Consider the following 12934-nt stretch of genomic DNA (forward strand, 5'->3'; position numbering starts at 1 on the left):
ATGAAAGCTGAACCTATCCCCGTGAAGCTGGTGACGGAGGTCGGGCATCTGCTGACGCTCGACCCCGACACAGCCCTGCTGCGCTTGCCGGCAAATTCCGGCCACGGCCATCAGGATGGGGAGCAGTGCATCGCCTGCGCCGCCCGCACGGACGTGCGGGCATTGCTGTTCGACCTGTGGGAAGGCGCTCGGCAAGGGCTCAGGCCCGCGTTCAAAAGCGTGGTGGTAGACGCGACCGCTGTCGCGGACCAGGGCCGTGTGGTGGCAGCCCTCACCGGCAAATTGCCGGCCCAGGCGTTGCGGGATCATACGGTCGCGCGACTGTTCTACCTGGCGGGATAAACTAGAATTTCCAGCGGACGCCAAGCGTATTGGCGTTCGCCCCTTCGCCCATATGGCCAAGGGTGTTCCAGCCGCCGGAGCGATGCTGAACGCGCCAGAACGCTTCCATGTTCGGATTATCGGCCGCCGAGATGCTGATCTCAGGCGCCATGTAGAACAGGAACGTACTGTCGCCATCGCGGCTGATCTCGCGCGCGACTTCCACATCCAGCGGATCGGTGATGAGCGAGAGCCCACCGGTGATGCTGGCTGAAATCTTGACGTGATCGTTCTTGATGAAGCCATCGGAACGCAACACGACGCCGGCCCAGGCCTCACCCGAAACACCCGGCCCCTTGCGCAAGGCAGCGCCTGCCTCAAGACCCGCCTGGAAACCATTCTCCGCGCCCAGGAAAAAATGCTGGTAGCCGCCGCCCAGCATATAGGCGTCCTGATAATCCGTGCCGATGAAGTTGAACGTCTCGCCAACCGATTCGCTGGAGTAGACGCCGCCGAACACGAAGACATTGCTGTTGGTAGCCGCAGGAGGCGGAGTTTGTTCCTGCGCCAAGGCAGGCAAGGCAAGACCGCCGATTGCGATCGAAACGGGAAGGAAGGTTCTGGTCAGGCAAGCCAACAAGTCAAAATCTCGCTATTGTATTTGCCATCCCCCAACGGCAACGCAGTCCAAGGTCTTTGGTTCACATCCTCTCACCGAACTCCACCAGCGGCGTATCGAGCCGTAGATAGAGCGGGTGCTTGGGCGAACCGTCCGCATTTGTGCCAAAGCACCAGAGCGCGACACCATCGCCTTGCAATGCGGCAACAATATCGCGACCACTTTGTACCAGTGCTTTGTTTAATCTTCCGTGACAAAGCACGACGTTCGCGGCCCCAGCCGCCGCGCGACGGATCGCCGGCAGATTGGCCTCGGACACCGCGACCACTCCCGGCGCCAGGAGCATTTTCGGGTCTGTCGCACGATAGTCCCCCACATTGGCCTTCACCATCGCGGAAAAACCTTCGCGCCCCGCAAAGGTCCACTCGCGGGCACAGGTCGGATCGTTCACGGTCGCATCGGCGGTGCTGGGGTTCATGCCGATGAACATGATGTAGCGGTCGGGGAAACTGTCCCCGATCCAGCGCCGCATCAGCTGGCGATGCTCCCTGTCGCTGAAAACAGCATCACCCTTCACCCCGGGCATCAGCGGCAGGCGCACCCTGCCGCCCGGATCGTGGCCAGCCCCGTCGATCATGCAGTCAGGTCACTCGGCGGCACCAGCCCATTGATGAGCGACGCCGTGGTAATGGTATTGGCCAAGAGGCACGCAATGGTCATCGGGCCAACGCCGCCCGGCACCGGTGTGATGGCGCCCGCAACCTCCGCCGCTTCGGCATAGGCCACGTCGCCAAGCAGGCGCGTCTTGCCCTCGCCGCGCTCTGGCGCATCGATTCGGTTGATGCCGACATCGATCACCGTCGCGCCCGGCTTGATCCAATCACCACGGATCATCTCCGGCCGGCCAACGGCGGCGATCACGATATCCGCCTGGCGCACAATATCAGGCAGATCCTTGGTGCGTGAATGCGCCATGGTGACGGTGCAATTCTCCCGCAGCAGCAATTGGGCGATCGGCTTGCCCACGAGATTGGATCGCCCCACCACCACGGCATGCAACCCCGCCAGATCGCCCAGCGTGTCCCGCAGCAGCATCAGGCAGCCCAGCGGCGTGCATGAAACCGGCCCTGGCAGGCCGATCACCAGCTTGCCAACGCTGGCCGGTGTGAAGCAGTCCACGTCCTTGTCCGGCGAGATGGTCTCGATGATCTTCTTGGCGTCGATCTGGGGTGGCACGGGCAGTTGCACGAGGATGCCGTGGATAGCCGGATCGGCGTTGAGCTTTTCGACAAGCGCCAGCACTTCCGCTTCGCTTGCCGTCTCGGGCAGCTCATATTTTTCAGAGTGCATGCCCACTTCCACTGTCTGGCGCGCCTTTTGCGCGACATAGACCTGGCTGCCCGGATCGTGTCCGACGATGACCACGGCGAGACCCGGCGTGATGCCATGCTCGGTTTTCATCCGCTCGACATGACCCGCGATGCGGCCCCGTAGACCTTCAGCAAAGCTCTTGCCGTCGATGATCCTAGCGGTCATGGGAACCTCCATCTCTGATGATTTGCGTTGCCCGGCACGGGCACAGCGCAGCAATAGAAAATGCTGCTCGCCAGGTCCATGGGATTGGGCAAAAATAAAGGGCTGCAACAGCATCTCTGCCGTCGCAGCCCTGGGAACGTTGACCCGCCGCACTGTTGAGGGCTTGGGGGACAAGCGGCCGGCGCAACATTCCTCGTTCACCGGTTGCATGGGTCGCTTGCCGTGCCAGTGAACTGCACGAAACATGGTGTGCAAATGCGGCGATAAAAGAGTGCCTCACCGCGATGTGAAGCTTGGTTCGTGCCGCGAGGCTGACCTTATTTTACGACTTCATGGGGCTGGGTTTCGCCGCGTGTAGGTTTCTTGCTGAGAACAGCGAAACCCACCGGACGGCACACCCGCCCGTCCCGCAGTTGAAGCAGAGTTCGGAAACTGTCATTCAATAGGTCTAGAGCCTGTCGGAGATGTGGAAATCGCCTATGCGTTTCCCTGTCCGCTATGCGCAGCTATGAAAGAACAAGATGACGACGATCAGCCCGCCCCGCCTAGAGAAGCAGTCCTTCACCGATCCGGCAAAGGCGTGGGAGTATCTTGCAGAACTGTACCATCGCAACACGGGGTTCATTCGCGGTCACCTGGCGGCGCTGACAGAAGGCGTGGTGCCTGATGGGCGCGTGCGGGCCTGTTACCCGCAAATCGAGGTGCGTTCCACCAGCTACAGTCGCTCCGAAAGCACCCTGCCCTATGGTTTCCTGCACACACCCGGTCTCTATCGCACCACGGTGACGGCGCCCGACCTGTTCCGAACCTATTTCCAGGAGCAGTTCACCGTGATCCTGAAGAATCATGGCGGCACCATCGACATCACGGAGTCGGAAACGCCGATTCCCCTGCACTTCGCCGTTTCCGCCAATGAGCGTATCGACGGGGAAGCACTTAACGCGCTGCACATTCCTTTGCGCGATGTGTTCGACGCTCCGGATCTCGGCAATACCGATGACGAGATCGCCAACGGCACCTTCGTTCCGCCGCGCGGGGGCCCTTACCCTCTCGCGGCCTTTACCGCGCCGCGCGTCGATTACTCCCTGTTCCGGTTGAGCCACTACACCGGTACCGAGGCCCGGCACTTCCAGAACTTCGTCATTTTCACCAATTACGCGTTCTACATCGATGAGTTCTGCCGGGTCGCCAAGGAGTACATGCGCGAGGGCCACCCGCACTACGAAAGCTTCATCGAACCCGGCAACGTCATCACCGACAATGCGCTGAGAGGCGGCAATGTCGAGGGGACTGCACCTGTCCGCGCCCCGCAGATGCCGGCTTATCACCTTACCGCCGGGCGTGGTCGCGGCATCACGATGGTCAACATCGGAGTAGGACCATCGAACGCAAAGACGATCACCGACCATATTGCGGTCCTGCGCCCCCATGCCTGGATCATGCTCGGCCACTGCGCGGGCCTGCGCAACAGCCAGGAGCTTGGTGACTACGTTCTGGCCCACGCCTATGTGCGCGAGGATCACGTGCTGGATGCTGACCTACCGCTATCGGTGCCGATCCCTGCCCTCGCCGAGGTGCAGGTCGCTCTGGAGCAGGCGGTTCACGAGATCACCGAAACTGAAGGCATCGAAACCAAGAAGATCATGCGCACCGGAACGGTCGCGACCTTCGATAACCGCAATTGGGAACTCCGCGATCAGGCAGAAATCACCCAGCGGCTGAGCCAGTCTCGCGCTGTCGCCCTGGACATGGAATCGGCCACCATCGCCGCCAACGGTTTCCGCTTCCGCGTTCCCTATGGCACCTTGCTATGCGTCTCCGACAAGCCATTGCACGGAGAACTGAAGCTCCCCGGCATGGCTTCGGACTTTTACCGCACCCAGGTCAATCGGCATTTGCAGATCGGCCTGCGCGCCATGGAAATCCTGCGCGACGAGCCCGCCGAGCGGCTACACTCGCGCAAGCTGCGCAGCTTCGCGGAGACGGCGTTTCAGTAGGCTCTCAGCCCACCGCGGAAATAAAAAGCCCGGCATTGCTGCCGGGCTTTTTCGTTCAGATTGGGTCTCACCGGCCCTTTACGACCGAGTAGCCGGCATACTTGGCCGAAGTGCCGAGCTGTTCCTCGATACGGATCAGCTGATTGTACTTGGCCAAACGATCCGAACGCGACAACGAGCCGGTTTTGATCTGGCCGCAGTTCAGGGCCACGGCGAGGTCTGCGATGGTCGAATCTTCGGTCTCGCCCGAGCGGTGCGACATGACCGACGTGTAGCCGGCGCGGTGTGCCGTATCGACGGCGTTCAGCGTTTCCGAGAGCGAACCGATCTGGTTGACCTTGACCAGGATGGAGTTGGCAACGCCCATCTTGATACCCGAGACAAGGCGCTGGGTGTTGGTCACGAACAGGTCGTCACCCACAAGCTGCACCTTCTTGCCGATGGCGTCGGTCAGGGCTTTCCAGCCGTCCCAGTCGTCCTCGCCCATGCCATCTTCGATGGTGATGATCGGGTAGCGATTGGCGAGGTCCTCGAGGAAGCGAACGTTCTCTTCCGAGGAGAGCGACTTGCCCTCGCCTTCCATCTCGTACTTGCCGCCCTTGTAGTACTCGGTGGCAGCGCAATCGAGACCGAGGAAGATATCTTCGCCGGGACGGTAGCCGGCCTTTTCGATGGACCGCATGATGAAGCCGAGCGCATCGTCGGCCGAGCCCAGATTTGGGGCAAAGCCGCCTTCGTCACCCACATTGGTGTTGTGGCCTTCTGCCGAAAGACCCTTTTTCAGCGTGTGGAAGATTTCCGAACCGATGCGCACGGCATCAGCGAGGTTTTCGGCACCCGCAGGCAGGATCATGAATTCCTGCATGTCAATTGGGTTATCGGCATGCTGGCCGCCATTGATGATGTTCATCATCGGCACGGGCAGCACACGGGCGTTCGGTCCGCCGATATAGCGATAGAACGGCAGCTCGCTCGATTCTGCTGCCGCCTTCGCCACGGCAAGCGAAACACCCAGAATGGCATTGGCGCCAAGGCGCGACTTGTTGGGCGTTCCGTCCAACTCGATCAGGGCCTGATCCACTGCCAATTGATCCAGCGCGTCCATGCCCTGGATTTCGTCGGAAATGACGCTGTTGACGTTCTCGACAGCCTGCAGCACGCCTTTGCCGTTGTACTTCTTGCCGCCATCACGCAGCTCGACCGCTTCATGGGCGCCCGTCGAAGCGCCCGAAGGCACGGCGGCGCGGCCGAAGCTGCCATCGTCCAGCACGACGTCGACCTCTACGGTCGGATTGCCGCGGCTGTCATAAATCTGGCGGCCCTGGACGTGGATGATTGAAGACATCGGATTAAGCCCTTCCCAATTGGGGTTCTGTCGTTTGCTGCGCCTGTCCTAGACGTGACCTGTGACAAGGAAAAGAGGGGAAGACAAAAAAATGCCGGCACAAGGGAAAACACTCGTCCCCAGCAGCCAAACAGAGCCTATTCCTCGCGCTTGTGCCCGTCGATGAGCCGCTCGGCCAAGGTCTTCTCTGCCGACTGTTTGAGCTTTTCCGCCTTGGTTCTGCCGAACAAGATTCGGTTCTGCTCGGCCTGGGCTGTTTTCTCAGCCCGGGCCTTCTGTTTGCGTGCTTGGCGTAGATTGACGATGTCTGCCATGGCGGACCTGCTCGTCAGACCAGCCGGCTCTGCTCGATCGCAGCGGAGATAAAGCTGGCGAACAGCGGATGGGGCTCGAACGGCTTGCTCTTGAGTTCGGGGTGGAACTGCACGCCGATGAACCACGGGTGATCCGTGCGTTCGACGATCTCGGGCAGCTTTCCATCGGGAGAGACACCGGAGAACAGCAGCCCGTTCTTCTCGAGCAGCTTCCGGTAGTCCATGTTCACCTCGTAACGGTGACGATGGCGCTCGGAAATGCGGGTGGTGCCATAGATGTCCGCCACGCGGCTGCCACGCGTCAACTGCGCCGGATAGGCGCCGAGCCGCATCGTGCCGCCGAGATCACCTTCCGCGCCGCGCTTCTCGGTGCTGTTGTCCTTCACCCACTCGGTCATCATGCCCACGATCGGCTCCTTGGTCGGGCCGAACTCGGTGGACGATGCGTTGCGGATGCCGGCGGTGTTCCTTGCAGCTTCCACGCAGGCCATCTGCATGCCGAAGCAGATACCGAAATACGGAACATCCTTCACGCGTGCAAAGCGCGCCGCTTCGATCTTGCCCTGTGCCCCGCGCTCGCCGAAGCCGCCAGGCACCAGGATGCCGTGGACATGTTCCAGATACGGCGCCGGATCGTCGCGCTCAAAGACCTCGCTATCGATCCACTGCAGGTTGACCTTCACCTTGTTGGCAATGCCGCCATGGGCAAGCGCTTCGGACAGCGATTTATAGGCGTCCTTGAGGCCGGTATATTTGCCCACGATGGCGATATTGACCTCGCCTTCGGGATTGTGGAGGCGTCCGGAAACTTCCTGCCAGGCGGAAAGGTCCGGCTCAGGCGCATCGGTAATGCCGAACGCAGCGAGAATTTCGCGGTCCAGCCCTTCGCGATGATAAGCCAGCGGCACGTCGTAGATCGACGAAACATCCAGGCCCTGGATAACGGCGCTTTCCCGCACATTGCAGAACAGCGACAGCTTCTTCTTTTCGCCGTCCGGGATCGGGCGGTCGCAGCGGACCAACAGCACATCCGGCGCGATACCGATCGAGCGCAATTCCCTCACCGAATGCTGCGTAGGCTTGGTCTTGAGCTCGCCGGCTGACGGGATGTAGGGCATCAGCGTCAGGTGCAGATAGCATGCCTGCCCGCGCGGCAGGTCGTTGCCAAGCTGGCGGATGGCCTCGAAGAACGGCAGGCCTTCGATATCGCCAACAGTGCCGCCGACTTCCACCAGCACAAAGTCGAACTCTTCATTCCCCTCTACCACGAAATTCTTGATGGCATCCGTCACATGCGGGATGACCTGCACGGTGGCGCCCAGATATTCGCCCCGGCGCTCCTTGGCGAGGATGTCGGAGTAAATGCGACCCGTCGTGATGTTGTCGCGCTTGTTGGCGGCGCGCCCGGTGAAGCGCTCGTAGTGCCCCAGGTCGAGGTCCGTCTCGGCGCCATCATCGGTGACGAACACCTCACCGTGCTGGGTCGGCGACATGGTGCCCGGATCGATGTTGAGATAGGGGTCGAGCTTCCTCAGGCGGACCTTGTAGCCGCGCGCTTGCAGGACCGCGCCAAGCGCTGCCGATGCAAGACCTTTACCCAATGAGGAGACCACGCCTCCGGTGATGAAAACGTACCGAGCCATGGGCGTTCACCTTAATCACATCAGAATCGATTCGTAGAGCCCGCAAGCGGCTCTACACAAAAAGAAAGAAGGGGATGTTTCCATCCCCCTCTTGTTTCGCCTGTCGGCGGTTAGTTCGTTGCCGGGGCCGCCGGCGTTTCCGCTGGTGCCTCGGGGACCGGCAGATCACTTGCGGTCTCGGGTGCAACTGGCGCAGCATCGGTCGCCGGAGCAATGTCCTGCGTCACGGGATCGGCACCCGCGGGCGCAGCCGGATCGCTGGCCGGTACGGGAAGATCGGTCGTGGTGCCGCCCTGCAGCGAATTCAGCGCATCGAGAACGGTGGTCGGCGCGGCCTCGCTGCCGGTCGCAGTTGCGCGCTCGAGAATCCCCGAGGTGCCCCGATCGAGTTCGGAAAGAATGGTCAGGCCGATGGCTGTGGCAAAAAACAGGGTCGCCAGGATCGCCGTCGTCCGGGTGAGGAGGTTTGCAGAGCCGCGGGCTGTCATGAAGCCGCCGCCACCGCCGCCGATGCCCAGTGCGCCGCCCTCGGAGCGCTGGAGCAGGATCACTGCAATCAGCGCAAGGACGATCAGCAGATAGGCCACAATCAGGACGTTCGCCATCGTGTCTCAGTCTATAGGTCTATACAAAAGTTGGCGCGTCATACACGCCCAGCGCCGCAAAGGCCAGAGGCCGGACCGAGAATCCGATCAGCCTCCGGCGCAGGGCCGCGCTATACGGCGGAGATAATGGTGTAGAAGTCGTTTGCCAAGAGGCTGGCGCCACCAACGAGCCCGCCATTGACGTTCTCGACAGATAATATCTCGCGGGCATTCTGCGGCTTGAGCGACCCGCCATAGAGAATGCGGATATCCATGCCCCTTTCGCCGAAACGCTCAACGAGGCTGTTCCGGATGGCCGCGTGCATGGCGGCAATCTCTTCACTGGTCGGCGTACGCCCGGTACCGATCGCCCAGATCGGCTCATAGGCGATGTTGACCTCGTGGTTTTCAGCGGCGTCAGGCACCGATCCGGCCAATTGCTCCTTAACGACGGCCTCCGCCTCGCCGGCATCGCGCTGACCCTCTGTTTCCCCCACGCAGATGATCGGTTTCAGGCCGGCGCCAATAGCTGCCATGGCCTTGCGGCGAACCTGGTCGTCGGTTTCTCCGTGATCGGCCCGGCGTTCGGAATGGCCGACAATGACATATTGCGCGCCCGCGTCTGCCAGCATGCCGGCCGCGATGTCGCCGGTGTGAGCGCCCGACCCTTCGGTATGACAGTCCTGGCCGCCGACCAGTATGCCTGATGTTGCGCCCTGCCTTGCGGCTGCAGCGACCATGGTGGCAGGCGGGCATATAACGACAATCGCGCGCGGCGCTGCCCCGGTGGTAAGCATGGTCGCCAGGGAGGACAATTCGTCCAGGGACGCCCGGGTCCCGTTCATTTTCCAGTTGCCCGCGATCAGTGGTGAGATTGTCGTCGTCACTCTTTGCTCCTGCTACCTCTTGCACCGGGACTGGGTTTGCCCTAACCCCGGCTGTCAAAGTGGATTACTAGTGCGGTCCCGCTGCTGCGGTAAAGCCTTGGTTGAACGGAACGTCTGAAATGCTCGATAGTTTGCGCGGTTTCGCAAAATCCTGGCCCGGCAAGATCATGGGCGGTTTCTTGCTCGTGGGCATCGCAGGCTTCGGCATCAACAATGTTATCACAGACCTGGGCACCAACACGGTTGCACGTGTTGGTGACAAGGAGATCAACTCGCGGGAATTCCTGCGGGCCTATCAAAGCCAGTTGAACCAGGTCGCCCAGCAAATCGGTTCCGTTCCCACCGCCGAGCAGGCAATGAGCTTCGGTATTCCCTCCACGGTCTTGCAGAGCCTGGCGCAGGATGCGGCGCTCGATCAGATGGCCGACCGTTTCGGACTGGGTGTTTCCGAACAGAAGCTCAGCGAAATGCTGCGCGAGGACCCCAACTTCCAGGGTACACTGGGCACGTTCGATGCCAGTTCGTTCAGCCAGGTGCTGCAGATGAGCGGGCTGACGGAAGCCGAGTACTTCGCCGATCAGTCGGATGCCGCCAAGCGCCAGCAGTTGGTATTGAGTCTGTTCGGCGACACCGAACTGCCCGCCACCGCTTCGAGCCTGGTCAATCGCTACGCTGCGGACCAGCGGACCATCGACTATTTTGTCCTGACGGAAAACAACATCGAGGCCCCGGCCCCGCCAACGGAGGCGGAGCTGGCGGCGTATCTTGAGGAACATCAGGCTGAGTTCCGGACCGTTGAAACGCGCACGGTACAAATGCTCCGCCTGTCCCCAGCGGAACTGGCAGCAGGCAAGACGATTCCCGAGGAAGCCATTGCCGCCGAGTATGAGCGCACCAAGGCGAGCCTCACCAAGCCGGAACGCCGGACCATCCAGCAGGTGGTTTTGAATGCCGATCAGGTCGCCGCTTTCGAGGCTGGTCTTGCGGCTGGCACCCCGTTTGAGACGCTGGTTGCCGATGCCGGGCTTACGCCGACTGAACTCGGAACTCTGGCGCAGGCCGACGTAACCGACGCCAGCCTTGCCACTGCCGCCTTCGGCCTGCCCGAGGGTGGGTTTGCGCTGATCGACGGTGTGGCCGGCAAGCGGGCCATTCACGTCACCGCCATCGAGGCTGGTGGTGCTCCGACCCTCGATGAAGCACGCGAACAGGTCACCCAGAGCTTGGCGCGCGCCGAGGCTCGCAAAGAAATGGCCGATGTTCAGGATCAGGTCGAGGAGTTGCGCGCAGCCTTCCGTCCATTGAGCGAGATTGCCGAGCGTTTCGGGCTGCCGCTGTACGAAGCCGACGTAACTGCATCCGGCAATGAACTGAACGCAATCCCGGACCTTGATGCGGCGGATGTGCCACGCGTCTCGCAGGCGATTTTCGGGGCAACGGAAGGGCAACTCACCCCGTCCCTGCAGCTGGCAGGCAATGGCAATTTTTACTTCGACCTCACCAAGGTTGAACCGGCACGCGACCAGACGCTCGACGAGGTGCGCGACGCCGTTGCCGAGGCACTTGCAACCGAACGCACGAACAATGCGATCCAGGCTGCCGCCAATGAAGCCGTGGCTCGCCTCGACAGGGGCGAGCAGCTGGCGGACATTGCTGCGTCCTATTCCGTTTTTCCGCAGCTGAGCCAGCCCTTCAACCGTTTTGGCAGCGAAGCCGGCGGCATTGATGGTTCTGTCGCCTCGGCGGCATTTGCCGGAGATGCCGATCATCACGGACAGGCCGTCAGCGAGACGGGCGAGTTCGTAGTGTTCCAGGTAGTCGATGTCGTTCCCGCAGAAGGCGCTTTGGAACAGCAGGCTAATGCGAACCTCGAGAATGAAGTTCGCGTCGGGCTCTACAGCCAGTTTGTTTCAGCGGTGCGGGATGAGGCGGGCCTGCGCATCAACCAGCAAGCGCTGGAGCAGGCATTGGCGCTCAACTCGCCGCAATAACCCCACTCTTACCGCCGGATATCACCATGGACGACGACTTTCAGCGCTTTGCCGAGCAATATGAAGCTGGAAAGTCGCAGATCGTCTGGCGTCGCGTCGTTGCCGACCTTGAAACGCCGATCGGCACCTATCTCAAGCTCGCGCAGGGTCGGAAGAACACATATCTGCTGGAATCCGTGCAGGACGGAACCACCCGTGGCCGGTATTCGATCATCGGCAGCCAGCCCGACGTGATCCTCAAGGTCGAAGGCGGAACGGCATCGATCAACCGTCAGGTGCAGGCCGACGAATTTGCGTTCGAGGTGCTTACCGAGCTTCCATTGGACGCGCTGCGTAACCTGGTGGCCGACAGCAAGATCGAGGTGCCTCCGGGCCTGCCCCCGCAGTCTGCCGGCATCTATGGCTATCTGGGCTACGAAATGGTCCGGTACATGGAAGTGCTGCCAGACAGCAATCCAGACGATTTGCGCACGCCCGAAGCCATCCTGATGCGTCCCTCGCTTCTGGCGATCTTCGACACGCTCAAGGACGAGCTCTATCTGACGGCTCCGGTTTATGTTCGGACAGGCGTAACGGCCCTGCAGGCCTATGAGGCCGCCAACTCCCGCATCGATGATGCGATCTCAAGGCTAAGCCGGGCTACGCCTGCGGCCCCTGCCCTGGTGGATCTCGAAAAGATCGAAGTCTCCAGCAATACCAGCCGCGACGAGTACTTTGCCATGGTCGCCAGCGCCAAGGAGTACATCACCGCGGGAGACATCTTCCAGGTGGTGCTGAGCCAGCGCTTTTCAGCCGATTTCAAGCTGCCGCCCACGGCACTCTACCGTGCCCTTCGCCGCACCAATCCAAGCCCCTACATGTACTTCCTCGACTTCGGCGACTTCGCCGTTGCGGGTTCCAGTCCTGAAATCCTGGTGCGGGTGCAGGATGGCGAGGTAACGATCCGCCCCATCGCGGGAACACGCAAACGTGGCGCGACACCAACGCGGGATCAGGAACTTGCGGCAGAGTTGCTTGCCGATCCAAAGGAACTGGCCGAGCACCTGATGTTGCTGGATCTGGGCCGCAACGATGTGGGCCGGGTTGCCAAGACGGGTACGGTCAAGGTCACCGACAAGTTCTTCCTCGAATATTATTCGCATGTCATGCACATCGTTTCCAACGTCGTTGGAGTGCTCGATCCCCGTTACGACTTCGTTGATGCGCTCTCCGCAGGTTTCCCGGCAGGAACCGTTTCCGGCGCCCCCAAGGTGCGCGCCATGGAGATCATCGAAGAGCTGGAGAAATCCAAACGCGGCATCTATGGCGGTTGCGTCGGCTATTTCGGTGCCGATGGCACAATGGACACCTGCATCGTATTGCGCACCGCCATCCTGAAGGACGGCCAGCTCCATGTGCAATCCGGCGCAGGGATCGTCGCGGACAGCAAGGCAGAGCTTGAGCAGCTCGAATGCGAAAACAAGGCTCGGGCCCTTTTCAGTGCCGCCGAGGAAGCGCTACGCTATGCCGGCGAAGCGAGGATCGGGCAGTGAAGAAGTTGAAGACCCCAGTAGACCTCACGGTGAACCTGTCGAACCACAAGGTCGTGGCAGGATCGGCGTACCCACCCTCATGGTTCGACAGTCCTACTATGAGGGCTTCGCAACATCGATGGCGGAACAGGTTCTGATCCCTGAACCCGTTTCCCATAGCCGCGC

General features: G+C 61.2%; 12 protein-coding genes. 4 read left to right on the forward strand and 8 right to left on the reverse strand.

Features of this window, described 5'->3' with window-relative positions; genetic code table 11:
* Positions 1–342, forward strand: a complete 342-nt coding sequence (locus C8264_RS02875; protein ID WP_108459415.1) for a hypothetical protein — start codon at positions 1–3, stop codon at positions 340–342.
* A gap of 1 nt (position 343) precedes the next feature.
* Here the strand turns inward: C8264_RS02875 and C8264_RS02880 are convergent, their stop codons facing one another.
* The 3 genes from C8264_RS02880 to folD form a co-directional block, all read right to left on the reverse strand.
* Positions 344–961, reverse strand: coding sequence for a hypothetical protein (locus C8264_RS02880; protein ID WP_162783425.1), 618 nt, complete (start codon positions 959–961; stop codon positions 344–346).
* A 61-nt stretch (positions 962–1022) separates the two neighbouring features.
* Positions 1023–1577: a DUF1643 domain-containing protein gene (locus C8264_RS02885; protein WP_108459417.1), complete on the reverse strand. Its 555-nt coding sequence runs from the start codon at positions 1575–1577 to the stop codon at positions 1023–1025.
* Positions 1574–2476, reverse strand: a complete 903-nt coding sequence (gene folD / locus C8264_RS02890) for a bifunctional methylenetetrahydrofolate dehydrogenase/methenyltetrahydrofolate cyclohydrolase FolD (RefSeq protein WP_108459418.1) — start codon at positions 2474–2476, stop codon at positions 1574–1576. The genes C8264_RS02885 and folD overlap by 4 nt, the downstream gene beginning before the upstream one ends.
* Before the next feature lie 521 nt (positions 2477–2997).
* Between folD and C8264_RS02895 the strand changes: the two genes are divergently transcribed.
* Positions 2998–4473: an AMP nucleosidase gene (locus C8264_RS02895; RefSeq protein ID WP_108459419.1), complete on the forward strand. Its 1476-nt coding sequence runs from the start codon at positions 2998–3000 to the stop codon at positions 4471–4473.
* Positions 4474–4540: 67 nt separating this feature from the next.
* Here C8264_RS02895 and eno read toward each other — a convergent pair whose 3' ends face one another.
* From eno to tpiA, 5 genes are all read right to left on the reverse strand, one after another.
* Entirely contained in the window at positions 4541–5818 is a 1278-nt protein-coding gene (gene eno, locus C8264_RS02900; protein ID WP_108459420.1) for a phosphopyruvate hydratase, read from the reverse strand.
* A gap of 137 nt (positions 5819–5955) precedes the next feature.
* Positions 5956–6132, reverse strand: coding sequence for a DUF4169 family protein (locus tag C8264_RS02905; protein WP_108459421.1), 177 nt, complete (start codon positions 6130–6132; stop codon positions 5956–5958).
* Positions 6133–6146: 14 nt separating this feature from the next.
* Positions 6147–7775, reverse strand: a complete 1629-nt coding sequence (locus tag C8264_RS02910) for a CTP synthase (protein ID WP_108459422.1) — start codon at positions 7773–7775, stop codon at positions 6147–6149.
* A 110-nt stretch (positions 7776–7885) separates the two neighbouring features.
* Entirely contained in the window at positions 7886–8380 is a 495-nt protein-coding gene (secG, locus tag C8264_RS02915; protein WP_108459423.1) for a preprotein translocase subunit SecG, read from the reverse strand.
* Positions 8381–8490: 110 nt separating this feature from the next.
* Entirely contained in the window at positions 8491–9246 is a 756-nt protein-coding gene (gene tpiA / locus C8264_RS02920; RefSeq protein ID WP_108459424.1) for a triose-phosphate isomerase, read from the reverse strand.
* 119 nt (positions 9247–9365) lie between these two features.
* Here tpiA and C8264_RS02925 point away from each other — a divergent pair, with 119 nt between their 5' ends.
* The gene (locus C8264_RS02925) at positions 9366–11237 is read left to right on the forward strand and encodes a peptidylprolyl isomerase (RefSeq protein ID WP_108459425.1); all 1872 of its coding nucleotides are present in this window, start codon (positions 9366–9368) and stop codon (positions 11235–11237) included.
* A 26-nt stretch (positions 11238–11263) separates the two neighbouring features.
* Positions 11264–12769 (forward strand): anthranilate synthase component I, encoded by a 1506-nt coding sequence (gene trpE, locus C8264_RS02930; protein ID WP_108459426.1) that lies wholly within the window; start codon positions 11264–11266, stop codon positions 12767–12769.
* Positions 12770–12934: the final 165 nt, after the last annotated feature.

The organism is Devosia naphthalenivorans, from assembly GCF_003056355.1.
GTDB lineage: Bacteria > Pseudomonadota > Alphaproteobacteria > Rhizobiales > Devosiaceae > Devosia > Devosia naphthalenivorans.

Coding starts and splice junctions, on each gene's coding strand:
- C8264_RS02875 (WP_108459415.1), top strand. CDS start 1: ATGAAAGCTGAACCTATCCCCGTGAAGCTGGTGACGGAGGTCGGGCAT.
- C8264_RS02885 (WP_108459417.1), bottom strand. CDS start 1,577: ATGATCGACGGGGCTGGCCACGATCCGGGCGGCAGGGTGCGCCTGCCG.
- folD (WP_108459418.1), bottom strand. CDS start 2,476: ATGACCGCTAGGATCATCGACGGCAAGAGCTTTGCTGAAGGTCTACGG.
- C8264_RS02895 (WP_108459419.1), top strand. CDS start 2,998: ATGACGACGATCAGCCCGCCCCGCCTAGAGAAGCAGTCCTTCACCGAT.
- eno (WP_108459420.1), bottom strand. CDS start 5,818: ATGTCTTCAATCATCCACGTCCAGGGCCGCCAGATTTATGACAGCCGC.
- C8264_RS02905 (WP_108459421.1), bottom strand. CDS start 6,132: ATGGCAGACATCGTCAATCTACGCCAAGCACGCAAACAGAAGGCCCGG.
- C8264_RS02910 (WP_108459422.1), bottom strand. CDS start 7,775: ATGGCTCGGTACGTTTTCATCACCGGAGGCGTGGTCTCCTCATTGGGT.
- secG (WP_108459423.1), bottom strand. CDS start 8,380: ATGGCGAACGTCCTGATTGTGGCCTATCTGCTGATCGTCCTTGCGCTG.
- C8264_RS02925 (WP_108459425.1), top strand. CDS start 9,366: ATGCTCGATAGTTTGCGCGGTTTCGCAAAATCCTGGCCCGGCAAGATC.
- trpE (WP_108459426.1), top strand. CDS start 11,264: ATGGACGACGACTTTCAGCGCTTTGCCGAGCAATATGAAGCTGGAAAG.